The 25,835-nt window shown below is 71.4% G+C and carries 26 protein-coding genes and 1 pseudogene; 10 read left to right on the forward strand and 17 right to left on the reverse strand.

Going from position 1 to position 25,835, the window contains the following annotated elements:
• Positions 1-81 precede the first annotated feature (81 nt).
• Complete coding sequence (locus ACIRDU_RS23915) at positions 82-825, forward strand: VOC family protein (protein WP_403582441.1); 744 nt, start codon at positions 82-84, stop codon at positions 823-825.
• Here the strand turns inward: ACIRDU_RS23915 and ACIRDU_RS23920 are convergent.
• The 4 genes from ACIRDU_RS23920 to ACIRDU_RS23935 form a co-directional block, all read right to left on the reverse strand.
• Positions 822-1,052 carry a hypothetical protein gene (locus ACIRDU_RS23920; RefSeq protein WP_403582442.1) on the reverse strand — a complete coding sequence of 77 codons (231 nt, stop codon included), beginning with the start codon at positions 1,050-1,052 and terminating at the stop codon, positions 822-824. The genes ACIRDU_RS23915 and ACIRDU_RS23920 overlap by 4 nt on opposite strands.
• Positions 1,053-1,062: 10 nt before the next feature.
• A complete protein-coding gene (locus tag ACIRDU_RS23925) occupies positions 1,063-2,283 on the reverse strand; it encodes an RNA polymerase sigma factor (protein ID WP_403582444.1) in 1,221 nt (406 codons plus the stop codon).
• Positions 2,284-2,312: 29 nt separating this feature from the next.
• Positions 2,313-2,726, reverse strand: coding sequence for a YciI family protein (locus tag ACIRDU_RS23930; RefSeq protein WP_403582446.1), 414 nt, complete (start codon positions 2,724-2,726; stop codon positions 2,313-2,315).
• Positions 2,727-3,161: 435 nt separating this feature from the next.
• Positions 3,162-3,746: a dihydrofolate reductase family protein gene (locus ACIRDU_RS23935; RefSeq protein ID WP_403582448.1), complete on the reverse strand. Its 585-nt coding sequence runs from the start codon at positions 3,744-3,746 to the stop codon at positions 3,162-3,164.
• A gap of 112 nt (positions 3,747-3,858) precedes the next feature.
• On the opposite strand from ACIRDU_RS23935, the gene ACIRDU_RS23940 reads away from it, so the two are divergent.
• Positions 3,859-4,467 carry a TetR/AcrR family transcriptional regulator gene (locus ACIRDU_RS23940; RefSeq protein ID WP_403582450.1) on the forward strand — a complete coding sequence of 203 codons (609 nt, stop codon included), beginning with the start codon at positions 3,859-3,861 and terminating at the stop codon, positions 4,465-4,467.
• A gap of 70 nt (positions 4,468-4,537) precedes the next feature.
• On the opposite strand, the gene ACIRDU_RS23945 is transcribed toward ACIRDU_RS23940, so the two are convergent.
• The 3 genes from ACIRDU_RS23945 to ACIRDU_RS23955 form a co-directional block, all read right to left on the reverse strand.
• The gene (locus ACIRDU_RS23945; protein ID WP_403582452.1) at positions 4,538-5,203 is read right to left on the reverse strand and encodes a GNAT family N-acetyltransferase; all 666 of its coding nucleotides are present in this window, start codon (positions 5,201-5,203) and stop codon (positions 4,538-4,540) included.
• 378 nt (positions 5,204-5,581) lie between these two features.
• Positions 5,582-6,751: a family 2 encapsulin nanocompartment cargo protein polyprenyl transferase gene (locus tag ACIRDU_RS23950; protein ID WP_403582453.1), complete on the reverse strand. Its 1,170-nt coding sequence runs from the start codon at positions 6,749-6,751 to the stop codon at positions 5,582-5,584.
• 111 nt (positions 6,752-6,862) lie between these two features.
• Positions 6,863-8,269, reverse strand: a complete 1,407-nt coding sequence (locus tag ACIRDU_RS23955) for a family 2B encapsulin nanocompartment shell protein (protein WP_403582454.1) — start codon at positions 8,267-8,269, stop codon at positions 6,863-6,865.
• 270 nt (positions 8,270-8,539) lie between these two features.
• On the opposite strand from ACIRDU_RS23955, the gene ACIRDU_RS23960 reads away from it, so the two are divergent.
• Entirely contained in the window at positions 8,540-9,448 is a 909-nt protein-coding gene (locus ACIRDU_RS23960) for a 1-aminocyclopropane-1-carboxylate deaminase/D-cysteine desulfhydrase (RefSeq protein WP_403582455.1), read from the forward strand.
• A gap of 15 nt (positions 9,449-9,463) precedes the next feature.
• On the opposite strand, the gene ACIRDU_RS23965 is transcribed toward ACIRDU_RS23960, so the two are convergent.
• Positions 9,464-11,062 (reverse strand): Na+/H+ antiporter, encoded by a 1,599-nt coding sequence (locus tag ACIRDU_RS23965; RefSeq protein WP_403582458.1) that lies wholly within the window; start codon positions 11,060-11,062, stop codon positions 9,464-9,466.
• A gap of 62 nt (positions 11,063-11,124) precedes the next feature.
• Between ACIRDU_RS23965 and ACIRDU_RS23970 the strand changes: the two genes are divergently transcribed.
• The 3 genes from ACIRDU_RS23970 to ACIRDU_RS23980 all read left to right on the forward strand — a co-directional run bounded on the left by ACIRDU_RS23970 (position 11,125) and on the right by ACIRDU_RS23980 (position 13,218).
• A complete protein-coding gene (locus ACIRDU_RS23970) occupies positions 11,125-11,385 on the forward strand; it encodes a UBP-type zinc finger domain-containing protein (RefSeq protein ID WP_053672413.1) in 261 nt (86 codons plus the stop codon).
• A 259-nt stretch (positions 11,386-11,644) separates the two neighbouring features.
• Positions 11,645-12,058 carry a hypothetical protein gene (locus tag ACIRDU_RS23975; RefSeq protein WP_003992877.1) on the forward strand — a complete coding sequence of 138 codons (414 nt, stop codon included), beginning with the start codon at positions 11,645-11,647 and terminating at the stop codon, positions 12,056-12,058.
• 17 nt (positions 12,059-12,075) lie between these two features.
• Entirely contained in the window at positions 12,076-13,218 is a 1,143-nt protein-coding gene (locus ACIRDU_RS23980) for an RNA polymerase sigma factor SigF (protein ID WP_403582460.1), read from the forward strand.
• A 3-nt stretch (positions 13,219-13,221) separates the two neighbouring features.
• Here the strand turns inward: ACIRDU_RS23980 and ACIRDU_RS23985 are convergent, their stop codons facing one another.
• On the reverse strand, positions 13,222-13,671 hold the full coding sequence (locus ACIRDU_RS23985; RefSeq protein ID WP_403582462.1) for a hypothetical protein: 450 nt from the start codon (positions 13,669-13,671) through the stop codon (positions 13,222-13,224).
• Between the two features lie 116 nt (positions 13,672-13,787).
• Between ACIRDU_RS23985 and ACIRDU_RS23990 the strand changes: the two genes are divergently transcribed.
• Both ACIRDU_RS23990 and ACIRDU_RS23995 read left to right on the forward strand, forming a co-directional pair.
• The gene (locus ACIRDU_RS23990; protein WP_403582464.1) at positions 13,788-14,756 is read left to right on the forward strand and encodes a diacylglycerol/lipid kinase family protein; all 969 of its coding nucleotides are present in this window, start codon (positions 13,788-13,790) and stop codon (positions 14,754-14,756) included.
• Positions 14,757-15,078: 322 nt separating this feature from the next.
• Positions 15,079-15,336, forward strand: coding sequence for a WhiB family transcriptional regulator (locus tag ACIRDU_RS23995; RefSeq protein ID WP_003992873.1), 258 nt, complete (start codon positions 15,079-15,081; stop codon positions 15,334-15,336).
• 186 nt (positions 15,337-15,522) lie between these two features.
• Here ACIRDU_RS23995 and ACIRDU_RS24000 read toward each other — a convergent pair whose 3' ends face one another.
• Together ACIRDU_RS24000 and ACIRDU_RS24005 are read right to left on the reverse strand one after the other, a co-directional pair.
• A complete protein-coding gene (locus ACIRDU_RS24000) occupies positions 15,523-16,989 on the reverse strand; it encodes a sensor histidine kinase (protein WP_403582635.1) in 1,467 nt (488 codons plus the stop codon).
• A gap of 352 nt (positions 16,990-17,341) precedes the next feature.
• Positions 17,342-18,040, reverse strand: coding sequence for a TetR/AcrR family transcriptional regulator (locus tag ACIRDU_RS24005; protein ID WP_403582465.1), 699 nt, complete (start codon positions 18,038-18,040; stop codon positions 17,342-17,344).
• An 88-nt stretch (positions 18,041-18,128) separates the two neighbouring features.
• Here ACIRDU_RS24005 and ACIRDU_RS24010 point away from each other — a divergent pair, with 88 nt between their 5' ends.
• Positions 18,129-18,881: an SDR family oxidoreductase gene (locus ACIRDU_RS24010; RefSeq protein WP_403582467.1), complete on the forward strand. Its 753-nt coding sequence runs from the start codon at positions 18,129-18,131 to the stop codon at positions 18,879-18,881.
• A 37-nt stretch (positions 18,882-18,918) separates the two neighbouring features.
• Here ACIRDU_RS24010 and ACIRDU_RS24015 read toward each other — a convergent pair whose 3' ends face one another.
• Entirely contained in the window at positions 18,919-19,989 is a 1,071-nt protein-coding gene (locus tag ACIRDU_RS24015; protein ID WP_403582468.1) for an SIS domain-containing protein, read from the reverse strand.
• Between the two features lie 276 nt (positions 19,990-20,265).
• Here ACIRDU_RS24015 and nagB point away from each other — a divergent pair, with 276 nt between their 5' ends.
• Positions 20,266-21,051 carry a glucosamine-6-phosphate deaminase gene (gene nagB, locus ACIRDU_RS24020; RefSeq protein WP_403582469.1) on the forward strand — a complete coding sequence of 262 codons (786 nt, stop codon included), beginning with the start codon at positions 20,266-20,268 and terminating at the stop codon, positions 21,049-21,051.
• Between the two features lie 275 nt (positions 21,052-21,326).
• Here nagB and ACIRDU_RS24025 read toward each other — a convergent pair whose 3' ends face one another.
• The 5 genes and pseudogenes from ACIRDU_RS24025 to ACIRDU_RS24045 all read right to left on the reverse strand — a co-directional run bounded on the left by ACIRDU_RS24025 (position 21,327) and on the right by ACIRDU_RS24045 (position 25,832).
• Complete coding sequence (locus tag ACIRDU_RS24025) at positions 21,327-21,479, reverse strand: hypothetical protein (RefSeq protein WP_403582470.1); 153 nt, start codon at positions 21,477-21,479, stop codon at positions 21,327-21,329.
• A gap of 32 nt (positions 21,480-21,511) precedes the next feature.
• Positions 21,512-22,293 (reverse strand): annotated as a pseudogene (locus ACIRDU_RS24030) (DUF899 family protein).
• Positions 22,294-22,455: 162 nt separating this feature from the next.
• The gene (locus ACIRDU_RS24035; protein WP_403582471.1) at positions 22,456-23,994 is read right to left on the reverse strand and encodes a glycoside hydrolase family 3 protein; all 1,539 of its coding nucleotides are present in this window, start codon (positions 23,992-23,994) and stop codon (positions 22,456-22,458) included.
• Between the two features lie 9 nt (positions 23,995-24,003).
• On the reverse strand, positions 24,004-24,846 hold the full coding sequence (locus tag ACIRDU_RS24040) for a carbohydrate ABC transporter permease (RefSeq protein WP_403582472.1): 843 nt from the start codon (positions 24,844-24,846) through the stop codon (positions 24,004-24,006).
• Positions 24,843-25,832, reverse strand: a complete 990-nt coding sequence (locus tag ACIRDU_RS24045) for a carbohydrate ABC transporter permease (RefSeq protein ID WP_403582474.1) — start codon at positions 25,830-25,832, stop codon at positions 24,843-24,845. Before ACIRDU_RS24045 ends, ACIRDU_RS24040 begins: the two co-directional genes overlap by 4 nt.
• Between the last annotated feature and the right edge of the window lie 3 nt (positions 25,833-25,835).

A 25,835-nucleotide genomic window follows, 5' to 3' on the forward strand; every position in this document is an offset into this window, starting at 1 on the left:
AATGGAGGGGGAACGGTGCGGCAAAGGCTCGTCAAGGTTCACGCGGGTGGCGGTGGCGCATCCCCCTCTACGATCGCGCCCATGACGATCAGCTGGACGTACGCCTTCATCGACCGCCCGCGTGAGGCCTTCGGTGCCGCCTGCGACTTCTGGACGGCGGTCACGGACACCCGGCTGTCCGAACTGCGCGGAGATCACGACGAGTTCGCCACCCTGCTGCCCGACGGCGCGGACGCGTGCGTGAAGGTACAGGCGGTCGGGCCGGCTTCCGGGGGCGCGCACATCGACTTCTGCGTGGACGACGTACCGGGGTTCGCCGCCGCGGCGGTCCGGCTCGGCGCGGGCGTGGTGGCCGACCTCGGGTCACTCGTCGTGCTGCGTTCGCCCGGCGGGCAGCTGTTCTGCGCGGATCCGTGGCGCGGGCAGTCGTCGCGTCCGGGCGTGGTGCGGGGCAGCCGGCTCGACCAGGTGTGCGTGGACGTCCCGCCCTCGGCCTACGACACAGAAGTCGCCTTCTGGAGCGCGCTGCTCGCCGACTGGGAGTCACGGCCGGGCGCCCTCCCCGAGTTCCACGTGGTCAAGCCGCCGCCCGGTCTGCCGGTCCGTCTGCTCCTGCAACGCCTCGACGAGGAACGCCCGGCCTCCGCCCACCTGGACCTCGCCTGCGCGGACGTCGCGGCGACCCGGGCGCGGCACGAGGAACTCGGGGCCGTCTTCGTGGCCGGCTTCTCCGGCTGGACCGTGATGCGCGACCCGGCGGGCGGCACGTACTGCCTGACGACCCGGGATCCGGTCACAGGCGGGGTCCGCGGATCGTGCGCTTAAGGCGCTTCGGCGTACGCGCACGCGGGCACTCCGGCCCTGTCCGGTGTCGGGCAGGGCGGCAGGTCAGGCGTCTCGCCGGGCTTCGTGTTCTGCCAGACGTACGGCCCCCGAGGTTCCGTCGAGTCCTGCATCCACAGTGTCAGCCCGCCCGCGACGGCCACGACCAGTGCCCACGCGATCACCACCCGGCGCCACATCCCGCCGCGCCGCTCCCCCGGTCCGCCCATGCCGCACACGCTAGTCGCTCAACCGCGCCGACCGGGCCCGGAGATAGCGCTGCTCGGGCAGGCTGAGGGTCTGGGCGGCCGCCGACTCGTAGGCGGCCCGGGCGGCTTCGGCTTCGCCCGCGCGCTCCAGGAGGTGACCGCGTACGGCGTCCAGGCGGTGACCTCTCAACTCGTCGGTGAGGGCGTCCAGTTCGGTCAGACCTGCGTGCGGGCCGTGGACCATGGCGACGGCGACCGCGCGGTTGAGGCGTTCGACAGGGCCGGGGACCATGCCGACCAGGACGTCGTACAGGCCCAGGATCTCGGCCCAGTCGGTCGCCTCGGGGGTGGGCGCCTCGTCATGGACGGCGGCGATCGCGGCCCGCAGTTGGTACGGCCCGGGCCGGCCCCGGGACAGGGCCCGGGTGACCAGCGCGACGCCCTCCTCGATCGCGGCCCTGTCCCAGCGGTCCCGGTCCTGTTCGTCGAGGGGGACGAGGTCGCCGTACGGTCCGCTGCGCGCCTCACGCCGGGCGTCGGTGAGCAGCATCAGTGCGAGGAGGCCGGCCGCCTCGCAGTTGTCGGGCAGCAGCCGGTGGACCGTGCGGGTCAGTCGCACGGCCTCGCCGGCCAGGTCGCGGCGCTGGAGCGCGGCGCCGGAGGTGGCCGTGTAGCCCTCGTTGAAGATCAGGTAGAGGGTGTGCAGCACGGACGGCAGCCGCTGCTCCCAGTGGTCCGGGTGGCCGAAGCGCACGCCGCGCACCTTCTGCTTGGCCCGGCTGACACGCTGCGCCATGGTCGCCTCCGGGACGAGATACGCCCGGGCGATCTCCGCCGTGGTGAGACCCCCGACGGCTCGCAGCGTGAGCGCGATCTGCGCGGGCGGTGTCAGGTCCGGATGGCAGCACAGGAACAGCAGCGAGAGGGTGTCGTCCTCGCGGGGCGCCCGCTCCCCGGGCGGCGGCGCGGTGAAGGCGTCGCGGGGCGTGAGCGCCGCCGCCCGCTCCTCGCGCTGCCGCCGGGCCTCGTCGCTGCGCAGAGCGTCGGTGAGCCGCCGCGAGGCGACCCTGATCAGCCAGCCACGCGGGTTGCCGGGCACGCCCGCCGAGGGCCACTGCCCGGCCGCCGCGAGCAGCGCCTCCTGTACGGCGTCCTCGGCGGCGTCGAAGTGCCCGTACCGCCTGACCAGCGCGCCGAGGACCTGCGGCGCGTCGCGGCGCAGCAGGTCCTCGATCCCGGGTGTGTTCCTCACCGGCGTGTCCGTCGCTGCCGTCCGGTGCGTCAGATGTCCCCGGAACCGTCCATGATCGGGCGGATCACGACGGGGTATTCGGGGGCGCCGGCCGGCTGCGGGCACCGGGCGACACGGTCGGCGATCTCCGTGACCCGCTCCAGACTCTCGCACTCCAGGACCCAGTAGCCGGCCAGCAGCTCCTTGGTCTCGCTGTACGGGCCGTCGGTGATCACGGCCTTGCCGTCGTCGCCGAGGGTGACGTGCCGGGTCTGCGCCGGCTCGGCCAGGCCCTGCCCGTCGACGAACTCGCCCGTCTCGGCCAGGTCGTCGTTGATGGCCCCCATGTAGGCGAACATGGTCCGCAGCTCCTCCTCGCTCCAAGCCGGGGAGTTCGCCGACGCCTTGCCGCGCATGGCTTCGTAGTCCGCCTGTGTGCCCTGCACCATGACCAGGTACTTCATCAGTCCGCTCCTTCTGCTCTCACCACCTCGCCGGGCGGCTCTTCACAAGGGACGTCGGAGCCGGGCCGCGCATCTCGACACGGACTCAGGAGTTCTTCGCGACGGTTTCTCCCGGGGTCGTGTCTCCCGGGGCCGATGGCGGGGTCGTGGCAGGCGGAGTGGTGCCCTCGGCGGGCCTGGCTCGGTCGGCGTCCCGGGCGTTCCCGGCGGGCCGGGGGCCTTTCGCCGACCGGGTGCCGTCGCCGGTGGTGCCGCTGCCGGCGCCCTCCGTGTCGTCGGCCCCGCATGCGGGGTTGCGGCACGGGCCCGCCACCCAGAGCGGGACCCATGTGCCCAGCGTCTTGTGGCGCCGGACGACTGTTTCCACTGGCTGTCCGCAGGCCGGACAGACGTGTCGTTCGCTGCCCATGTCCTCAGGGTAGGCCGGTCGGAAGCTCAGCGCTTCCTGCCGTACGTGCGCACCAGTACGCCGTTGCCGAACGTCCGCACCGACTCCAGCGTGAACTCCGAGATCGCGAAGCCGGAGCCGAACATCGGCATGCCCGAGCCGTACACGAGCGGGTAGGTCTTGATGACGAGCTCGTCGATCTCGTCGAGCAGTTCCCCCGCGATCCGCGAGCCACCGCACAGGTAGATGCCGAACTCGCCCTCCTCCGCCTTCAGTTCGCGGACCTTTCCGACCAGGTCGTCCGCGATGATCTCGACGTTGGGGTCGGGTGACTCCTTCATGGTGCTGGAGGCGACGTATTCGCGCAGGTGGGCGTACGGGCTGGGGTCGTCGCCCTTCAGGGCGAGGTCGTAGCTGCCACGGCCCTGGATGATCGTGTCGAACCGCTTGTTCGGCAGGTCGTCGATGCCCCGGGCCCGGCGGCCCTGGGAGGGCACGGTCTCCGGATACTCCGCCTTCAGGAAGGCGAAGAACTCCTCGTCGACGAAGGGGAACATCGACGTCGCGTCGCCCTCCGGGTCGCCGATGAAGCCGTCGATGGAGCAGGCGATGAAGTACGTGAGCTTTCGCAAGCCGGTCTCATTTCGTAGGCTGCCGCTGTAACGACTTCAGTTGTAGTACTCCTGATGTAGTGGTTGCAAGGGGATAACCGCGAGTCATCGAAAGTGGGAGAAGGGACTCCGCATGGTCAGCAATCCCGGGCGCCGGGCCGCGCTCGTCGACGCAGGTGTCGAGGTTCTCGCGCGCGAGGGGGCGCGCGGGCTGACGTTCCGCGCGGTGGACGCGGAGGCCGGCGTGCCCGTGGGCACCGCCTCCAACTACTTCACCGGACGCGCCGACCTGCTGCGCCAGATCGACACCCGGCTGCACGCACGGCTCGCCCCCGACCCCGAGGTGGTCGCCGAGCTGATGACGCGACCGAAGGACCGCTCGCTGGTCACGGCCTTCATGCACGACCTCATGGCCCGCGCGACCCACGACCGCACGGGCTATCTGGCCCTGATGGAGCTACGTCTGGAGGCCACCCGGCGCCCCGAACTGCTCGCCTCCTACACCGAGTCGGTGCGCGCGGACCTGGAGGAGGCCATGGAGTTCCACCGCGCGGCCGGGCTGCCCGGGGGCGACGAGTCCGTCGCCGTGCTGTATCTGGCCATGCTCGGGCTGCTCCTGGAGCATCTGACCCTTCCGGGCGTGCTGGAGGGCGTCCTGCCCGGGGTGGACGTGCCGGACGGGCTGGTGGAGCGGATCGTGGCGGCGGTGCTGCCGGAGGAGGACCGGCGGGACGGGACGTAGGCGGCCTGCGGCCTGGTGTGAAGGTGGCGTCGTCACCCGAAGGAGCGGCAGTGAGAGGCCGTGCCGGGCATCACGCGGCGGGCGCGCCCTCCCGCGACAGGGCCTGGGCGGGCCGGTGCACCCTGGGCTCGCGCCACATGGGCCACATCGTGGGGCCGTCCGGGAGGTCGAGGCCCGGGCCGACGGGCTCGAAGCCGAGGCGCTCGTACAGCTTGCGGCTGCGCGCGTTGCTGGCCTCCAGGTACGCGGCCACGCCTTCGCGGTCGCAGCGGTCGAGGACCCCCTCGATGAGCGCGGTGCCCAGGCCCTCGCCCTGGCGGCCGGGGGCCACGCCGATCATCCACAGGTACTCGTGGGCGCGCCCGGTGGGATGGACGGCGGCCGTCAGCCGGCCGATCATCTCGATGCGTTCGTTGTCCGGGTCGACGGCCTCCCGCACCTGGGCCGGGCCTTCGTCCTCGGCGTCGCCGTCGTGGTCGTCATGGCCGTCATGGCCGTCACCGGCGGGCATGGACAGCCACAGCGCGCAGGCCGAGCCGTCCTCGGTGACGTCGACACGGCCGGCCGCGAGCACGATGTCGGTGAAAGCGGCCATGAGCCCGGGGTGCTTGGCGCGGCGATCCACCGCGTCGGGGAAGACCCAGCCGCTCACGGGGTCGTCCTGGAACGCGTCGTCCAGAAGCCGGACGATCAGCTCCCTGTCCCCTTTGCCCGCCGTCCGGATGGCCACACCCATGCCCCGCCCCTTCGCTCGTCCCGACGGGCGTTGATCGTAGGGGCGGCTGCCCTCGCGGGGGGATATGGGCAGGATCTTGGCGGGATTCAGTCGAACGTATGCCCAAAGTCGATCGATACGGGAAGGGTGGCGGGCCCCGCACACCGTGGGGCAGTGCGGGACCCGCCGACCGGAGGCCGGTGGCCGTGCGGGGTCAGGAGCCGCACGGCCCCTGGCGCTCCGGGGTCCTGCCCTTCGGTCGCCCGAAGGTCGTCGCGCAGGTCATCGACTGCCGCCGGCCGACCAACTGCCGGCCGACAGCACCGGCGCCCCGCAACACCGGCGACTGACAACCACCGCGGTCCTCCACTGCTGTCGGCCGACGAGCGCTGCCGGTCGTCAACTGGTGCGCCGGGTCACGAACTCGGCGAGTGCCAGCAGACCGCCCGCCGCCTCCGGGTCCGGCACCGCGCGGGCCAGCTGCTGCATCGCCCGGGCCATCCGGTCGGCTGCCTGGCCCTGTGCCCAGTCTCGGCCTCCGGCACGCTCCACGGTCAGGGCGATGCGGTCCAGGTCCTCCTTCTCGCTGGGTCGTGCGTACAGTTCGGCGAGTTCGGCCGCCGCCGGCGTGCCGGAGGCGAAGGCCGCGACCACCGGCAGGGACTTCTTGCGGGCGGCCAGGTCGGCACCGACGGGCTTGCCGGTGCGAGTCGGGTCGCCCCATATGCCGATGACGTCGTCGATGAGCTGGAAGGCGAGCCCGGCCTCCCGGCCGAACGCGTCCAGCGCTGCCACCTCCGCGTCCGAGGCGCCCGCATAGAGCCCGCCGATCGCACAGGCGCTTCCGAGCAGGGCGCCCGTCTTCGCCTCCGCCATGGCGAGCACTTCGTCGAGCGTGACCTCTTCGGGAGCGCACCGCTCCATGGCCGTGTCCGCGTGCTGCCCCGCGCACAGTTCGACGACGCAGTCCGCGAGCCGGGCGGCGGCGCCCGGGGCCGCCGGATGCGGGTCCTGTGCGAGCAGCCGCAGGGCCAGCGCCTGCAAGGTGTCCCCGGCGAGGATGGCATCGGCGTCGCCGAACACGGTCCACACGGTGGGCCGGTGACGGCGGGTGGTGTCCCGGTCCATCACATCGTCGTGCAGCAGTGTGAAGTTGTGGACCAGCTCCACCGCCGCGGCCGCCCGGACCGCCCCCGCCCGCGCCTCGGGCCCCCCGAGGGCGGCCGCCGCCGCGAGGACCAGCGCGGGCCGGATCGCTTTGCCCGAGCCGCTGTCCGCGGGGGTGCCGTCGGCCTGCTCCCAGCCGAAGTGGTAGAGCGCGATCCGGCGCATCGGCCCGGGCAGCGAGCCGAGCGCGGCCCGCAGCGCCGGGTCGACCTCCGCCCGGGCCCGCTCCAGCAGCAGGACCGCCTCGTGCCCTTCGGCCGGTCCCGGCCCGCCGTCGCACGCTGTCCCGATGGCCCCCCGCCTCTCCGGAGCCCCGGCCGACAGCCGGGGTTGGGCGCCGCGCTGTCCACCCGGTGCGGACAGCGTCGGCTCCGACCTGGACTCCGTGAGGGACTCACCCATGGGACCGCCTCGGAGGATGAGCGGACGGTGGCGCTTCCGCTGCCGCTGGGCTCGTACCCCGAGGATGTACCCGCCCCGGCGGGCGGGGACACGGCCGGCGTACCGGGAGCGTCACCGCCAGCGGCCGATCTCGACGTTCTCCAGGACGCCGAGCGCGTCCGGTACCAGGACCGCAGCCGAGTAGTAGGCCGTGACCAGGTACTTGATGATGGCCTGTTCGTTGATGCCCATGAAACGCACCGACAGGCTCGGCTCGATCTCGTCCGGGATGCCCGAGGCGCGCAGGCCGATGACACCCTGGTCGGCCTCGCCGGTACGCAGGGCGATGATGGACGTCGTACGGGCGTCCGATACCGGGATCTTGTTGCACGGGAAGATCGGCACGCCCCGCCAGGTGGGGATGCGGTTGCCGGCCATGTCGATGGTCTCGGGAACCAGCCCGCGCTGGTTGAGCTCGCGGCCGAACGCGGCGATGGCGCGCGGGTGCGCGAGGAGCATCTTGGTGCCGCGGCGCCTGCTGAGCAGCTCGTCCATGTCGTCCGGGCCGGGCACGCCGTCGTGAGGCTGGATGCGCTGGTCGTACTCGCAGTTGTGCAGGAGCCCGAAGTCGCGGTTGTTGATGAGCTCGTGCTCCTGGCGCTCCTTCAGGGCTTCGACCGTCAGCCGGATCTGCTGCTCGGTCTGGTTCATGGGCTGGTTGTAGAGGTCGGCCACGCGGGTGTGAATGCGCAGCACGGTCTGGGCGACGCTCAGTTCGTACTCACGCGGCCGGGCCTCGTAGTCGACGAAGGTGTGCGGGATGTCCGGCTCGCCGGAGTGGCCGGAGGAGAGGTCGATCTCCTTCTCGCCGTACTTGTTGGAGCGCTGCGAGGGGATCGAGCGGCGCTGCCGGAGGTGCTCGCGCAGCGTGTCGGAGCGCTCCGCGATCTGCTCGAACTCCTGGCGGGGCAGCACGAGCACGGTGCACGCGGTGAGCGCGCGGGCCGAGTACTCCCAGATCGCGTCCTCGTTCATCAGCGCGTCGTCGCCGAAGTAGGCGCCGTCGGCGAGGACTCCGAGGGACTCGTCGTCCCCGTACGGGCCCGTGCCGACCTTCTCCACCCTGCCGTGCGCCAGGAGGTACACCTCGTCGGACGGGCTGCCGAACGAGACGATCACCTCTCCCGCCGGAATCTCCCGCTGCTCGCAGCGGCGGGCGATCTCGAAGAGCACCTCCTCGTCCTCGTACGACCGCAGCGCCGGCAGTTCGCCCAGCTCAGCGGGGATGATCTCGACACGTTCGCCGGTCTTCACGAACGTCAGCCTGCCGTCGCCCACGGCGAACGTCAGCCGCCGGTTCACCCGGTACGTGCCACCCTGGATGTCGACCCACGGCAGCATCCGCAGCAGCCAGCGGGAGCTGATCTCCTGCATCTGTGGCACGGACTTGGTCGTGGTGGCCAGGTTCCGCGCGGCCGCCGTGCCGAGACTCTGCTGCGGCTTGGTCTGCTCCGTGCGGACCTCTTCGCCTACCGACATAGAGAACTGCCCTCCCGGTTGTGACCGACGCCCATATGCCTCGGGCATCGATGTGCACGGGCAAGCCTTCCCCACTCAACGTCGCGGTGCTATTACCCGAAAGAGCGGGAATGGATCTTTGCCCTGCTGGGCAGGGGAGGCCCGTTCGGCGTTCGAAGGCGCCCGTGTCCGGGCCTCGGACCGGGTGCTCCGCCGCCGGGGTGCCCTGCCGCGGAGAACGGCGTCAGCCCCGCGCCCCCGCCTCCCCCACTCCCGGGTGACAATGGCCCGGTGACCAGCCCCGACAGCCCCGGACTCGCCGCGCTGCGCCCCAGGCTGCCCTCGCCGGTGCAGGAGGTCGTGGACGGCCGGTTCGAGCGCCGGGGCGTGCGGCTGCTGCTGAAGCGGGACGACCTGATCCACCCGGAGCTGATCGGCAACAAGTGGCGCAAGCTCGCGCCGAACCTGACCGCGGCGGCCGGCCGTACCGTCGTCACCTTCGGTGGCGCCTGGTCCAACCACTTGCGCGCCACGGCCGCGGCCGGCCGCCTTCTCGGCATTGCGACGGTCGGTGTCGTACGCGGCGACGAACTGGCCGGCCGGCCCCTCAACCCCTCTCTGGCCCGCTGTGCGGCCGACGGCATGCGGCTGCACTTCGTCGACAGGGCGACCTACCGCCGCAAGTCCGAGCCAGGGACCTCGGCCGGCATCCTGCGCGCGGCGGACGCCGAGGAGGCGTACGTCGTCCCCGAGGGCGGCAGCAACGCCGAGGCCGTACGCGGCTGCCGTGCCCTCGGCGCCGAGCTGCGCGGCCGGGCCGAGGTCGTCGCCGTGGCCTGCGGCACCGGCGGCACGCTCGCGGGGCTGGCCGCCGGCCTCGCTCCCGGCCAGCGGGCCCTGGGCGTGCCGGTCCTCAAGGGCGGGTTCCTGTCCGCCGGGACGGAAGCCCTGCAGCGTGAGGCCTTCGGCGCCCGGCGCGGCACCTGGAGCCTGGACGACCGTTTCCATTTCGGTGGCTACGCGCGCGTGCCCGCCGAGCTCGACGTCTTCGCGGCGGACTTCGAGGACCGGCACGGCCTGCCCGTCGAACGTCTGTATGTCGCCAAGCTCCTGTACGGACTCGTCGCCCTGGCCGCTGAAGGCGCCTTCCCGCGCGGGACGGCGGTGGCGGCCGTGGTCACCGGCCGTCCCTTCCCCTGAGGCGCCGCTCCGCCGTCACGCCGCCTCCCGGAAGGCCGCCGCCTCCTCCAGGTCCAGCCTGCGCAGCAGGGTCCGCAGCATCTCGTCGTCGATGTAGCGGCCGTCCCGTAGCTTGACGAACACCTCGCGCTCGGCGCTGATCATCTCCCTCGACAGCCGCCTGTACGTGTCGTCGACGGACTCCCCGGTGATCGGGTTGGCCTGCCCGAGCCGCTCCCAGACGGCGTTGCGGCGGCGTTCCAGGACGATGCGCAACCGGTCGGCGAGCGGGGCGGGCAGGGTGTTGCGCTCGTCGGCGAGAAGTTCGTCCAGGCGCCGTTCGGCGGCCCGGGAGGCCTGCGCCTGGGCGTTGGCCTCGGCGAGTGTCTCGGTCTGCGCGTCCCGTCCGGGGAACTTCAGCAGCCGGATCAGCGGGGGCAGGGTCAGGCCCTGCACGACCAGGGTCCCGATGACCGTCGTGAAGGTCAGGAAGAGGATGAGGTTGCGCTGCGGGAAGGGCTCCTCGCCGTCGTGCAGGGTGAGCGGGATCGAGAAGGCGATGGCCAGCGACACCACGCCCCGCATCCCGGCCCACGCGATGACGAACGGCCCCTTCCACGTCGGGTTCTGTTCCCGTTCCCGCACCCGGGCCGACAGCAGCCGCGGCAGGAAGGTGGCCGGGTACACCCAGACGAACCGGGCCGCGACGACGACCAGGAAGACGGCGACCGCGTACCAGGCCGCTTCGACCCCCTCGTACTCCCCGAGGCCCCTCAGGACCACCGGGAGTTGCAGGCCGATCAGCGCGAACACCGCCGACTCCAGGACGAAGGCGACCATCTTCCAGACCGCCTCCTCCTGCAGACGCGTGGCGAAATCGACCTCCCACGCGCGGTGCCCCAGGTAGAGCGCGACGACCACGACCGCGAGGACACCGGAGGCGTGCACCTGCTCGGCGACGGCGTACGCGACGAAGGGGGTCAGCAGGGAGAGCGTGTTCTGCGGCAGTGCCTCCTTCACGTGCGTGCGCAGCCAGTGGATCGGCGCCATCAGCACCAGGCCCATCACCACGCCGCCGACCGCCGCGAGCAGGAACTCGCCGATGCCCCCGGCCCAGGTCGCACCCTCGCCGACGGCGGCGGCCAGGGCCACCCGGTAGGCGGTGATCGCGGTGGCGTCGTTCAGCAGCGACTCGCCCTGGAGGATCGTGGTGATCCGCGACGGCAGCCCCACCCGGCGGGCCACCGCCGTCGCCGCGACCGCGTCCGGGGGCGCCACCACCGCCCCGAAGACCAGGGCCGCGGTCAGCGGCATGTCCGGCACGATCACGTAGAGGGCCCAGCCGACGGCGAAGGTCGCGAACAGCACGTACCCGACGGACAGCATCGCGACCGGCCGCAGCTGCGCCCGCAGGTCGAGGTAGGAGCTGTCGGTGGCGGCCGTGTGCAGCAGCGGGGGCAGGATGAGCGGCAGGACGATGTGCGGGTCGAGCGTGTACTCGGGCACCCCGGGGACGTAGCTGACCGCCAGTCCCACGGCCACCAGCAGCAGCGGCGCCGGCACCGGGGTGCGCCGCGCTGCCGCGGCGATCGCCGCACTGCCCGCCACGAGCAGCAGCAGTGGCATCACGTCCATCGTTCTCGCCCACCCTCATTTTTCGACGCGGTCTTCCGCCCGACCGTCGTAACCTGGCAATCATGAAACAGTGCACGCACGCCGACGCGCTGCCGCACCCCGAGCCCGGCCCGCTCAGCGAGACGTGTCCGGAGTGCCTGGCAGAGGGCATGGATCCGGTGCAACTCCGGCTGTGCCTCAGCTGCGGTCACGTCGGTTGCTGCGACTCCTCGCCCGGGCGGCATGCGGCGGAGCATCATAAGGAGTCCGGTCACCCCGTGATGCGGACGCACGAGCCCGGGGAGACCTGGCGTTGGTGCTTCGTCGACCATGTCCTGGTGTGACGCGACGGGTCCCCGGCGCCGGACGGTTCGACCGTCTGACGTCTGGGTACGTCAACCCGGCGCGCGCTCTTCCCATTTGGGCCCGCCCAACCCCTAGACACGGAGCGTATCCACAGGTTTACTGTGAGTGACGACAAGGGGTTGGGGTCCCGGGGACAGGACCGTCGAGAGCGCGATAGCGTCACCGCTGAACCACGAATCGCGTTTCCCGGGGGGCGACCCTCGGCCCTGAAACGCTTGTACCACCATGGAGGTGAGGGTGTCCCAGATCGCAGGCGAGCCCGCGACGCAGGACTTCGTGGAAGTCCGGCTGCCGGCCGCGGGTGCCTACCTGTCGGTGCTGCGTACGGCCACGGCCGGTCTCGCGGCCCGTTTGGACTTCACCCTCGACGAGATCGAGGACCTGCGCATCGCGGTGGACGAGGCCTGCGCGATCCTGCTTCAGCAGGCCGTGCCCGGCTCGGTGCTCAGTTGTGTCTTCCGCCTCGTCGACGACTCACTCGAGGTCACCGTCTCGGCACCGACCACGGATGGTCATGCCCCCTCGCGGGACACCTTCGCCTGGACCGTCCTGTCCGCTCTCGCGGGCAAGGTCTCCTCTGCCGTGGACAAGGACAAAACCGTTTCGATCAGCCTCTACAAACAGCGCGGCGCGGGACCCGGGCCGGCGTGAGGAGCGAGGACGGGCCGGTGCGGGACGAAGAGCGCGGCACACGAGAGCTGCCGGCCGAAGGCACGAGCACGGGCACGAGCGGCCCGAGCGGTGCCCGGCGCATGGCGGACGGCATCGACGGCATCCCCGAGCAGGCCCGCCCGCATCCCGAGGACGACTCCGCGGGTGCCGTCCTCCCGGGCGGCGGGCGGCTGGACCGGGACGGTGCCGCGCGGAGCGCGCCTCCGGGCGGGGGGAGCTCCGCATCCCCGGCCCAGGGGGGTCCCCCCACTCCCGCGGAGTCGAGAGTGGCGGAGGAGGCGAGGGCTCGGGGAAGGGCGACGGGCGGGACGATGAGCGAGCACGAGCGACACTCCGAGGAGCAGGCGCCGCGCGCGCACCACGCACAGGGTGCGCAGCACGGCTCTCCGGACCGCAGCGGGGCGCGCGAGATGTTCCTCAAACTGCGCACCCTGAGCAGCGGCAGCCCCGAGTACGCGGAGCTGCGCAACCAGCTGGTCCGGATGCATCTGCCGCTCGTGGAGCATCTCGCGCGCCGCTTCCGCAATCGCGGCGAGCCACTGGACGACCTCACCCAGGTCGCCACGATCGGCCTGATCAAGTCGGTGGACCGTTTCGACCCGGACCGCGGCGTGGAGTTCTCGACGTACGCGACCCCGACGGTCGTCGGTGAGATCAAGCGGCACTTCCGCGACAAGGGCTGGGCGGTGCGCGTCCCGCGCCGGCTGCAGGAGCTGCGCCTGGCGCTGACCACGGCCACGGCCGAGCTCTCGCAGCTGCACGGCCGTTCTCCCACGGTCCATGAGCTCGCCGAGAAGCTGGCGATCTCGGAGGAGGAGGTCCTGGAGGGCCTGGAGTCCGCCAACGCGTACTCCACGCTGTCCCTGGACGTCCCGGACACGGACGACGAGTCCCCGGCGGTCGCGGACACCCTCGGCGCGGAGGACGAGGCGCTGGAGGGCGTGGAGTACCGGGAGTCCCTCAAGCCCCTGCTGGAGGATCTCCCGCCGCGCGAGAAGCGGATCCTGCTGCTGCGGTTCTTCGGCAACATGACCCAGTCGCAGATCGCGCAGGAGGTCGGCATCTCGCAGATGCACGTCTCCCGGCTGCTGGCGCGCACCCTGGCGCAGCTGCGGGAGAAGCTCCTCGTCGAGGAGTGACGGCTACTTCTCCAGGTTGCCCGGGTTGCCGGGCCCGCGGATCCCGAGGGCCCGGGTCGTCTCGGGGTTCACCAGCAGCACGAGCGAGGCGACCGCCACGACCGCGAGGGCGATCCCGGCCGGAATGGCCATGCTGTCGGCCTGCAGCAGGTTGTAGGCCACCGGCAGCGCCATGAGCTGGGTGATGACGGCCGGGCCTCGGCTCCAGCTGCGCAGCGCGAGCAGTCCGCGGGCCGCGAGCAACGGCAGCAGCGCGAGCACGACCAGCGTGATGCCTCCGGTCACGGCCTGCTGCCGGTCGTCCGGATGGCCCGTGAGCCCGAGGACGAGGATCCAGACGCCGCCGACGACCAGCGCGAGCCCCTCCAGTGCGGCCAGCAGCGCGGCGTACGTCAGACGCCGGGGGCGGGGGCCGGTGGTTTCCTCGGTGGTGGGGGGCTGCTCACTGCTCACCCCTGAAGAGTAGCCCCCGTCGCACACGCCCCCCGTGGCGCGGTTCACCCCCGCTCTCTTACCTGATCCCTACCTCGGTATGGGCCCGGTACCACCCAGTAGGTACGCTGCCAGTCATGCGTGCACTCCTCGTGGTCAATCCGGCGGCAACCACCACAAGTGCGCGCACACGCGACGTACTGATCCATGCGCTCGCCAGCGAGATGAAGCTGGAAGCTGTCACCACCGAGTACCGCGGCCATGCGCGCGACCTGGGCCGGCACGCGGCCGACAGCGACGACATCGACCTGGTGGTGGCCCTCGGCGGCGACGGCACGGTCAACGAAGTGGTCAACGGCCTTCTGCACGCCGGCCCCGCCCCGGGGCATCTGCCCCGCCTCGCCGTCGTCCCGGGCGGCTCCACCAACGTCTTCGCCCGTGCCCTGGGCCTGCCCAACGACGCCGTGGAGGCCACCGGCGCCCTGTTGGACGCCCTGCGCGACGGCAGCGAACGAACCGTCGGCCTGGGCCTGACCTCGGGCACACCGGGGACGGAGGACGAGGCGGTGCCGTCCCGCTGGTTCACCTTCAACGCGGGTCTCGGATTCGACGCCGGTGTGGTGGGCCGTGTGGAGCAGCACCGCGAACGCGGCCGGAAATCCACACACGCTCTTTACGTGCGCCAGGTCGTGCGTCAGCTTCTCGGCGAGCCGAACCGCCGCAACGGGACGATCACGCTGGAGCGGGCCGGCGAGGACCCCGTCATCGATCTGGTGCTGTCCATAGTCTCGAACACCTCCCCGTGGACGTTTCTGGGCAATCGCCCGATCTATGCGGCACCTAAAGCCTCGTTCGATACCGGCCTCGATCTCTTCGGTCTCAGCCGTCTGTCCACCGCGGCGGTTGCCCGGTATGGCACCCAGTTGCTCGCTTCGTCCCCCGAGCGTGGACCCCACGGCAAGCACGCCACCTCTCTGCATGACTTGACAGAGTTCACCTTGCATTCGAAGGTCCCGCTCCCCCTCCAGATGGACGGTGACCACCTGGGGTTGCGAACAAGCGTGACGTTCACAGGCGTACGCCGTGCACTGCGTGTGATTGTGTGAGCAGAACTGGCTAAAGTCCTTTCACTCGAACGTTTAGGCCAGGATCCACCCCATGGAAGTACGGCTGTGACCTAGTCGACACCGAAGAATCAAAAAAAACTTTCCAGAAGGGGTTGTATCCGCCGCTGAGGTTTGCGAGTCTCTACGTGGCGATCGAGACGGCCCGCAACACCGGCCTCCACTGATCACCAGAACCCCTCTTCAATCCACAGGACCTTCGCCGGGGAACCTGGCAGTCGGCCCTTCACTTGTTGAGGGATTCGTGAAAGCGTTCACATTCACAAGCAAGCCCTGCACGTAATACCAAGGAGAGGTAGCAGCCATGGACTGGCGTCACAACGCCGTTTGCCGCGAGGAAGACCCCGAGCTCTTCTTCCCCATCGGCAACACCGGTCCTGCGCTGCTGCAGATCGAGGAAGCCAAGGCCGTCTGCCGTCGCTGCCCGGTGATCGAGCAGTGTCTGCAGTGGGCGCTCGAGTCCGGTCAGGACTCCGGCGTCTGGGGTGGTCTCAGCGAGGACGAGCGCCGCGCCATGAAGCGCCGCGCCGCCCGCAACCGGGCCCGTCAGGCCTCCGCCTGACAACCCACCCCTGCTGACAGCCTGAGCTTGGCGGCGCGTGCAGCGAGCACGCATCTCCCGCCCCCGAGCCGCAGCGCGCAGTTCCCCCGATGCGCTTAGTTAAGCAGCAACGAGCTTTAGCCCCGGGCCACTTGGTGGCCCGGGGCTCATTGCTTTTCGCGGCCCCTTGTCCGCGGCTCCGGATCTTTACTTCTGCGACCGCACCGGGATGTCCAGGATCACGCGGGTGCCGCGTTCCGGGGCCGGGACCATGTCGAAGGTGCCGCCCAACTCGCCCTCCACCAGGGTCCGCACGATCTGGAGACCGAGATTGCCGGAGGTGTGCGGATCGAACCCGTCCGGCAGGCCGACCCCGTCGTCCTGGACCGTGACCAGCAGCCGGGCCTCCTTGGTCGTGCCGCCGCGGACCGCCGAGACCTCCACCGTGCCGGTGTCGCCCTCACGGAAGCCGTGCTCCAGCGCGTTCTGCAGCACCTCGGTCAGCACCATCGACAGCGGCGTCGCGACCTCGGCGTCCAGAATGCCGAAGCGGCCGGTGCGCCGGCCGGCGACCTTGCCCGGGGAGATCTCCGCGACCATGGCCAGCACGCGGTCGGCGATGTCGTCGAACTCCACCCGCTCGTCGAGGTTCTGGGAGAGCGTCTCGTGCACGATCGCAATCGATCCGACGCGCCGCACCGCCTCTTCGAGGGCCTCGCGCCCGCGGTCGGACTCGATGCGCCGGGCCTGGAGGCGGAGCAGCGCCGCCACCGTCTGGAGGTTGTTCTTGACGCGGTGGTGGATCTCGCGGATCGTCGCGTCCTTGGTGATCAACTCGCGTTCACGGCGACGCAGTTCTGTGACGTCCCGCAGCAGGACGAGGGAGCCGATGCGGGTGCCCTTCGGCTTGAGCGGGATCGCGCGGAACTGGATGACCCCGTCGCTGGCCTCGATCTCGAACTCGCGCGGCGCCCAGCCACTGGCGACCTTGGCGAGTGCCTCGTCCACCGGGCCACGGGTCGGGGCGAGTTCGGCGGTGGTCCTGCCCAGGTGCTGGCCGACGAGGTCGGAGGCGAGGCCGAGCCGGTGGTAGGCGGACAGGGCGTTCGGGGAGGCGTACTGGACGATGGCGTCGGCGTCGAGCCGGATCAGGCCGTCGCCCACGCGGGGCGAGGCGTCCATGTCGAGCTGCTGGTTCGCGAACGGGAAGGAACCGGCCGCGATCATCTGCGCGAGGTCGGAGGCGCTCTGCAGGTAGGTGAGTTCGAGGCGGCTCGGGGTGCGCACGGTGAGGAGGTTGGTGTTGCGCGCGATGACACCGAGGACGCGCCCCTCCCGCCGTACGGGGATCGACTCGACCCGGACGGGAACCTCCTCGCGCCACTCGGGGTCGCCCTCGCGCACGATGCGGCCCTCGTCGAGGGCGGCGTCCAGCATCGGGCGGCGGCCGCGCGGGACGAGGTGGCCCACCATGTCGTCCTGGTACGAGGTCGGGCCGGTGTTGGGCCGCATCTGGGCGACCGAGACGTACCGCGTGCCGTCGCTGGTGGGAACCCACAGGACCAGGTCGGCGAAGGAGAGGTCGGAGAGCAGCTGCCACTCCGAGACCAGCAGGTGCAGCCACTCGAGATCGGTGTCGTCGAGGGCGGTGTGCTGGCGTACGAGTTCGTTCATGGAGGGCACGTGTGCGAGCGTACCCGGGGGTTCGTACGGCCCTGAAACACCCGCGGGCCGCGGCGCCTGAGAGGGACCCTCAACCCTCCCGGCACCGCAGCCCGGAGCAGCATCGGCCGTGGGGTGTGCGGTCCCGGTCGGCCGAAGGTTGAGGAGCCGGGGCAGTCAGGGCAGAGAGCCTCGGTTCCTCGGTCCGTCTTCCTGTGCGGGGAAAACGGAGGCTGATGCGCGTTGCACACGCGCTCTCGTCACGCATTGTGGACTAGACCACTTGCGGGTGTCCATGCGTTGGAGGCTGTTCGTTGTTGTCATTTCCGCGACGCGTCGGACGCACGGGCGCCCAGCAGGCAGCCTAACCCGTGTGGGTTCCTGTGCGGGGCCAGATGGACAGGGCAATTTCCGCGACGGCCTCCAGTTCCTCCCGGCTCGCCCCGTCGCGGGCCTGTTGTGACATGCCCTGGATCATCGCTCCGGTGTGACGGGCCAGGGCGGCGGCGTCGGTGGCCGGTGGCAGCACGCCGGCGGAGACGTCGGCCCGTATACGGCTCTCGAACGCGGCGATGTTGGCGTTGCGGCGGTCCCGCAGGGACTGCTCCACCTCGGGGTTCGAGCAGTTCGCGGCGGCGTGGACGACGAGGCAGCCGTGCGGGTGGCCGGGTTCGGTGTAGGCGACGGCGGCCTCGCGCAGGATGCGCTCGACGGCGGCCCGTGCGGTGGGTTCCTCGGCGAGGGCACGGTCGGTGAAGGATCCGTGCCTCGTGCCGTACACGCGGACGACCTCTTCGAACAGGGACCGCTTGTCGCCGAAGGCCGCGTAGAGGCTGGGGGCGCCGATGTCCATGACGCGGGTGAGGTCGGAGACGGACGTGGCTTCGTAACCGTGCTCCCAGAAGGCCAGGAGGGCCTTCTCCAGCGCCGTCTCGCGATCGAAGGAGCGGGGGCGGCCGCGGGGTCTGGCCTTGGCCTTGCCGCCCCCAGCGGCCCTCGGGCTCGCGGCGTCAGGACCCTGCGGGCCCTTCGCGGTTCCGTCGTCGTTCACCATGGGATGCATTTTATAGCGGGCACTAGAGAAATGTCGGCGGGCTACTGTACGGTCATTTCTGTATCGACCGCTAGAGAAATGAGAAGGGGGCGCCGTCATGGGCGTGCTCAGGGGCAGGACGGCACTCGTCACGGGGGCGAGCAGGGGCATCGGACGAGGAATCGCCGAGCGGCTGGGGCGTGACGGCGCGCGGGTCGCGGTGCACTACGGCAGGAACGAGACGGCGGCGAAGGAGACGGTCGCGGCGATCGAGAGGGCGGGGGGCTCGGCGTTCGCGGTGGGCGTGGAACTGGGGGTACCGGGGGACGCCGAGGCACTGTGGGAGGAGTTCGACCGGCATGCGGACGGGCTGGACATCCTGGTGAACAACGCGGCGATCGGCAACACGCGGCCGATCGCGCAGCTGGAGGAGCGGGAGTACGACGAGGTCTTCGCGGTGAACGTGAAGGCACCGTTCTTCATCCTCAAGCACGGCATGACGCGCCTGCGGGACGGCGGCCGGGTCGTCAACATCTCGTCGGGGCTGGCCCGGACGGCGGTGATGCCGGACAACATGGCGTACGCGATGACGAAGGGCGCGCTGGACGTCTTCTCACGGGACCTGTCCAAGGTGCTGGGGCACCGGGGCATCACGGTGAACTCGGTGGCCCCGGGGATCATCGACACGGACAACACGGCGGAACTGCTGCGCGGCAGTCCCGACGGCTGGGCGAAGGCCGCGGCGATATCGGCACTGGGCGGAGTGGGCGAGCCCGCCGAGGTCGCCGACGTGGTGGCGTTCCTGGTGTCGGACGGGGGGCGCTGGGTGACGGGGAGCTGGGTGGATGTGACGGGGGGTTCGCTCACGTAGCCGCCGTGGAGCGGGGCGTTTCGAGTACTCCCCGCCCTCAGCGAGTCTCCGTCACCTTCGCCAAGGCCCGGGGAGCGTCCGGGTCCTGGCCCCGGGCGATGGTGACCTCGTAGGCCAGGAGCTGGAGGGGGATGATCTCCAGCACGGGCTGGACCTCCTCGGCCACGCCGTCCGTCGGCAGGACGAAGCCGGCCGACGCCTGCTCGACCTGGTGCCTGGGGCCGATGACGACGAGGTCGGCGCCGCGGCCGCGCAGCCGGTCAAGGACGGGCTGGAGCGCTTCGCCGCCCTTGCCGTCGGTGACCACGGCGATGACCGGGGAGACGTTGTCGACCATGGCGAGCGGACCGTGCAGCAGGTCCGCACCGGAGTAGGAGAGGGCGGGGATGTAGCTGGTCTCCATCAGCTTGAGGGCGGCCTCCTTGGCCGTGGGATAGCCGTAGCCGCGTGAGGTGATCACCATGCGCTCCGCGAAACGGTAGCGGGCGGCGAGGGTGCGCACCTCGTCCTGCCGGGCGAGCAGTTGCTCGGCGAGGTCCGGCAGCACCCGCGCCGGTGCGCCGTCGCCGCCGCGCAGGCCCTCGGCGAAGAGGTAGAGCGCGAGGAGGGAGGCGGTGTAGGTCTTGGTCGCGGGCAGGGCCTTCTCCGGCCCGGCCGTGATGTCGATGTGGTACTCGGAGACGTCGGCGAGCGGTGAGCCCGGGTTGTTGGTGACGGCCAGCGTGATCGCGCCGGCCTCGCGGGCGGCCCGGGTCGAGGCCACCAGGTCCGGGGAGCCGCCGGACTGGCTGACGGTGACGACGAGGACGTCGGTGAGATCGGGCCGGGCACCGTAGGCCGTGGTGGTGGACATCGAGGTGAGACCGCAGGGCAGGCCGAGCCGGATCTCCAGGAGGTACTTGGCGTACAGGGCGGCGTTGTCGGAGGTGCCGCGGGCGGTCAGCAGGACGAAGCGGGGCGCGCGGGCGGCGATCTGGCGGGCCACGTCCTGGATGGCGGTGGCGCCCTCGGACAGGATCCGGCGCAGGACGGCGGGCTGTTCCGCCATCTCCCGGGCCATGGTCCGGCCCGGGAGGTCGCTGAAGGGGGCCGCAGTGGCGGCGGTCATGGCGGGTTCCTTCCGGGGGCGGGGCGGCTGCAGATCCCATTCCACTCCCCCGGGCCGGGCAGCGCCTGCCCGGGGGGCTCGGTGCACGTCCTCGCACCGGGCGGAGCGGCACTGTTCACTCCCCGGTGACCTGGTCGGCACGGCGGCGTTGCCCGTGCGGGAGCGGCGGTTTTCACCCTGGGAGGGACAGACCCGCTCTGTTAGATTGGTCTAAACCACACGACCCCTCACGGTCCAGTCCCAGTTGAGCACTCCTCTCAGATCGGCAGGCCCAGCGTGGAAGTTGTCATCGTTCCGGACGCCAAGGCGGGTGGCGAGCTCATCGCCGAGGCCATGGCCCAGCTGCTCCGGCGCAAGCCCGGTGCCCTGCTCGGCGTCGCCACCGGTTCGACCCCGTTGCCCGTGTACGAGGCGCTGGCGGCGAAGGCGCGCTCCGGTGCCGTGGACGTCGGGCGGGCGCGGATCGCGCAGCTCGACGAGTACGTGGGGCTGCCCGCCGAGCACCCGGAGTCGTACCGCTCGGTGCTGCGGCGTGAGGTGCTGGAGTCGCTGGGCATCGGGATGGACCAGTTCACGGGCCCGGACGGGACGGCGAAGGACGTGCAGGCGGCGTGCGAGGCGTACGACAAGGCCCTGTCGGACGCCGGGGGTGTGGACCTTCAGCTGCTCGGGATCGGGACCGACGGGCACATAGGGTTCAACGAGCCGTGCTCCTCGCTGGCGTCGCGGACGCGGATCAAGACGCTGACCGAGCAGACCCGGATCGACAACGCGCGCTTCTTCGACGGCGACATCGACCAGGTGCCGCACCACGTGATCACGCAAGGCATCGGCACCATCCTGGAGGCCCGGCACCTGGTGCTGCTGGCCACCGGCGAGGGCAAGGCGGACGCCGTCGCGGCGACGGTGGAGGGGCCGGTCGCCGCGGTGTGCCCCGCCTCCGCGCTCCAGCTCCACCCGCATGCGACCGTCGTCGTCGACGAAGCCGCCGCGTCGAAGCTGAAGCTGGCGGACTACTTCCGGCACACCTACGCCAACAAGCCGGAGTGGCAGGGAATCTAGCGGACACCCCCCAGGGTCTCCCAGCGGAGCCGGACGGCGCCGTCGCCTCCCTGCGGCCTGATCGGGACGACAGGACTTGGCGGCCGAGGGCCTCCGCCGCCAGGACATCGTCGTCGGCCGTTCGTCCTGGGCGCGCCAGCCGGCCACCCACAGGGGCATCACCCAGTGGACGAGGACGGCGATGAGCAGGGGAGCGGCGTAGGCCCTCGGGGCGTCACCGGCGGCCCCGCCCGTGCTCAGCAGGGTGCCCGCCGCAGCGGCCAGGAGCAGGGTCGTCACGCGGTGGCCCGGGCCAGGACGCGGCCGCGTTCCGCCGACTGGCGCTCGTCCAGCACGCGTTCGCGCAGTTCCAGCAGACCTCGGGTGGCGCCGTTGATCACGCCGGTCGCGACCGTCCAGGGCACCAGCAGCACCGCCGTCACGGCCACGGTCCACCCTGTTGTGTACCTGCTCGCTCACGTCAGTGGTGGTGGCCGTGTCGGCCGAGGGTCTCCACGGGGGTCGCGCCGGGGCGGGTCCACTGCGGTACGGGACGGCTGGTCGGGCCCCAGGTGGCGTTCCCGTCCGCGTCCGAGCGCCAGGACCAGCACCGGCCGCGCCCCTCGGGCCGGCCCTCGGGGTTGTCCTCCCACGCTCGCCGCGGCCGTAGGGCGTCATGTCGAGGAGGCCCAAGGAGCCGTTGACCCGCTCGTTGCCGCGGCCCGTCGTGCGGTAGGTGAGGAACACGCGGTCGCCGTCGCGCAGGAAGCAGGTGAGGTAGCCCATGTCGCCGCCGACCGGCGCGGCCACGTCGCGCACCGAGTACCAGGGCTGGGTGTAGCCCATGAACTCGACGTAGGAGGCCACCTCGTCCCAGCGGCCCGTGGTGAGCACGGCGAACGAGACGCCGCGGGCGTTGAGGTAGACGGCGTCCTTCAGGTGCCAGGCCGTGGTGGTGCAGCCCTCGCACTGCCCCTGGTGCGGTGCGCCGTCGTACCACATGTGCTGGTAGACCACGAGCTCGTCGCGGCCCTGGAACAGGTCCAGGAAGGGGATCGGCCCGTCGGGTCCGACGACCTCGACCTTCCCGTCGAACTCCACCATCGGCAGCCGGCGGCGGGCCGCGGCGATGGCGTCCCCCTCGCGGGTGTGGGCCTTCTCGCGGACCAGCAGCTCGTCACGGGCGGTCTGCCAGGTGGCGAGGTCCACGACGGGCGGGCGGCCGGGCAGTGCGGTGGTCGGTTCGTCCGGCGTGGTGGTCATGGTGTCCTCCGTGGAGTCTCGTACCGGGCGACGTCCTGCGGCGCCGCGGCGGCGGTCACCGGAGGAGACTCGTCACCCGGCCGGAACTCATCGCCGGGGCGAGGGCGTCCTCGGCCGGGCCTGCCCGGAGCGCGCCGGACCGACCGGTTCACCCACGCGCTCTCACGTCCCCGGGATCCCGGCGATCACCTCGGCCGCCGCCCGGCCGCAGACGCGGGCCGCGCCGTGGGTGGCGATGTGCAGGGCGCCGCGCGGGGCGGCCTGGGGGACGCCCATCTCGACGACGACGGTGTCGGGGCGGGCCGCCAGCAGGGTGTCGAGGGCCGAGGCCATCCAGGGGTGGCGGTGTTCGTCACGGACGACGGCGACGATGCGGCGCGGGCCGGCCGCCTGAAGGGCCGCCCGTCCGGCGCTCTTCCCGGCCTCGTTCTCCGGGCCGTCCCCGGCGGAGAAGCTGCCTGTCACCGTGCCCGGCAAAAGGTGGACGAGTTCCGCCGCGATGCCCCACGGGGTCTCGTCGCCGACCGCGATGTTGGCGACCGGGGTGAGGGCGGCGACGTAGGGCGGTTCGGTGAGGGGTTCGAAGGTGTCGGGGCTGCCGAGGCCCGGCGCGGCGGTCACGGTGAGGGCGCGGCGGGCGGCGTGCAGGCCGATCTCGGTGCCATGGGCGTCCTCGGCCGGGCGGCCTGCCGTGCCCGCCCAGCGGGCCAGTGCGCGTACCCGGTCGGCGGCTTCGGCCAGGCGTTCCTCCGGGAGTTCGCCCGAGCGCACGGCCCCGACGAGGGCGTCCCGCAGGCGCAGTACGGTCGCGTCGTCGGCCAGGCCTCCGCCCACGCAGATCGCGTCGGCACCGGCGGCGACGGCGTGGACGCTGCCGCGTTCGATGCCGTAGGTGCCCGCGATGGCGCGCATCTCCATGCCGTCGGTGACGATGAGGCCGTCGTAGCCGAGCTCGCCGCGGAGCAGGCCGGTGAGGATGCGGCGGGAAAGGGTGGCCGGGCGGTCGGGGTCGAGGGCCGGGACCAGGATGTGGGCGCTCATGACGGCCCGGGTGCCGGCGGCGATGGCGGCGCGGAACGGGGCCAGTTCACGCTCGGCCAGCACGTCGGCGGAGACGTCGATGCGCGGCAGGGCGTGGTGGGAGTCGACGGCCGTGTCGCCGTGGCCCGGGAAGTGCTTGGTACAGGCGGCGACCCCGGCGGACTGGAGGCCCGTCACATAGGCGGCGGTGTGCCGGGCGGCCAGTTCGGTGTCGGCGCCGAAGGAGCGGACGCCGATGACCGGGTTGCGCGGGTCGGAGTTGACGTCGGCGGAGGGGGCCCAGTTGAGGTTGACGCCGCAGGCGGCGAGGCGGCGGCCCAGTTCGTGGGCGACCTGGTGGGTCAGCTCCACGTCGTCGACCGCGCCGAGCGCGTGGTTGCCCGGGAAGGAGGAGCCGCTGCGCACCTCCAGCCGGGTCACGTCACCGCCCTCCTCGTCGATGGCGACGAGGACGTCGTCGCGCTCGGCCCGCAGCTGGGCGGTGAGGGCGGCCAGTTGGCCGGGTGAGGCGATGTTGCGGCCGAACAGTCCGACGGAGGCGAGCCCCTCACCGAGCCGGCGCAGCAGCCAGTCGGGGGCGGTGGTGCCGGTGAAGCCGGGCTGGAGGACCGTCAGGGCGTCGCGGGTGAGTGTGTCGGTGCCGCTGGCGAGTGTCGTCATCGGGTGAGGTCATCCCTTCACGGCGCCCGCGGTCAGGCCCGCGGCCATCTTGCGCTGGACGAGGAGGAAGAGGGCGACGATCGGCGCGGCCATCATCGTGGCGCCGGCCATCATCGGGGCGTATTCGGTGCCGTGTTTGGTGGTGAAGTTGCCGAGCCAGACGGTCGCGGTCTGGTTCTTCTGACTGAGCAGCATCAGGGCGTAGAGGTACTCGTTCCAGGCCTGGATGAAACCGTAGACCGAGGTGGCGACCATGCCGGGGGCCAGGAGCGGGAAGACGACCCGGAGGAAGGCGCCGGTGCGGGAGCAGCCGTCGACCATGGCCGCCTCCTCCAGTTCCCTCGGAATGTTGACGATGAAGCCCCGCAGCGTCCATACCGTGAACGGGAGGACGAAGGTCAGGTACGTGATGATGAGGCCGGTGAGCCGGTCGTACTGGCCCAGGTCGTTGAGGAGCAGGAACACCGGGATGATCATGGCGACCAGGGGGACCATCTGGACCGCGAGGATGCCCACGATCACGATCTTGCGGCCGCGGAAGGCGAACCGGGAGATGGCGAGCGCGGCCAGCAGCCCCACGGCCATGCCCACGACGACCACGGCCAGCGACACCACCATGCTGCGGCCGACCGGACCCCAGAAGTCGGCGATGTCCAGCGCCCGGGTGAAGTTGTCGAGCGTGAGGCCGGTCGGCAGCAGGCTCGGGTCCGGGTCGATGGCGTCCTCGGCGGGCTTGAACGCCGTGTTGAGCATCCAGTAGAGCGGGAATCCGGCGGTGACGAAGACCAGGAGGCCGAGGAGGTTCCAGCCCAGCCGCGACTTGCGGCGGCCGGCTCCGGCGAGCGTGCTCATTCGACCTCTCCGATCTTCAGCATCTGCCGCATGTAGACGGCGACCACGCCGAGCAGCAGCAGGACGGTGATCAGTGCGATGGCCGAGCCCTGGGCGTAGTCGTTGACCACGAACGCCCGGTCGTAGGAGTAGGTGTTGAGGACCTGGAACTCCGGCTCGGGGTGGCCGCCCCGCATGACGAACACCTGGGGGAAGACGCCCATGTCCCAGATGACCGACAGGGTCGTGAGCATCACGATGATCGGCTTGAGGACGGGCAGGGTGACGTAGCGGAAGACGCCCCAGGAGCCGGCGCCGTCCAGACGGGCGGCCTCCTCCAGTTCCTTCGGGACCTGGGTGAGACCGGCGCTGAGCGTGATGACCACGAACGGCACGGCTCCCCAGATGACCAGCAGCATGATCACGGCGAGGCCCTCGGGCCCGCTGGCGAACCAGTTGTGGCCGATCATCTCGACGCCGGGCAGCTTGCTGAGCAGCGCGTTGAAGACGCCGTAGTCGGAGTCGAAGAGCCACTTGAAGACGGTGGTCGCGACGATCACCGGCATGCCCCAGCTGGCCACCAGCACGATGTTGATGAGCATCTTCAGCCAGCCGGACACCCTCTGGAGCAGCAGGGCGAGCGCCATGCCGATCACCATCGTGAAGACGACGGCGCCGGCCGCGAAGACGATCGTGCGCAGCACGACGGCCCAGAACTCGCCGTCGCCCAGCACCTTGGCGAAGTTGTCGAACCCGACCGTCTCGGCCGGCTGGAAGCCCCACAACTGGGACTGCCCGAACTTCTGGAAGGACAGGGTGACCAGCCGGGCCAGCGGATAGCCCATGACCAGGGCGAGGATCAGCAGGCAGGGCGCGAGCAGCAGCCAGGGGACCGCGGCCCCGCCCGATGTGCGCCGCCCTCGGGGCCGCCGGTTCTCGGGGGGCGGCGGGGGTGCCTGCCGCGGTGGCGGCACCTTGGCAGGAATGTGGGTGTCTGCGGCACTCATCGC

The organism is Streptomyces sp. NPDC093598, assembly GCF_044764825.1.
Taxonomy (GTDB): domain Bacteria; phylum Actinomycetota; class Actinomycetes; order Streptomycetales; family Streptomycetaceae; genus Streptomyces.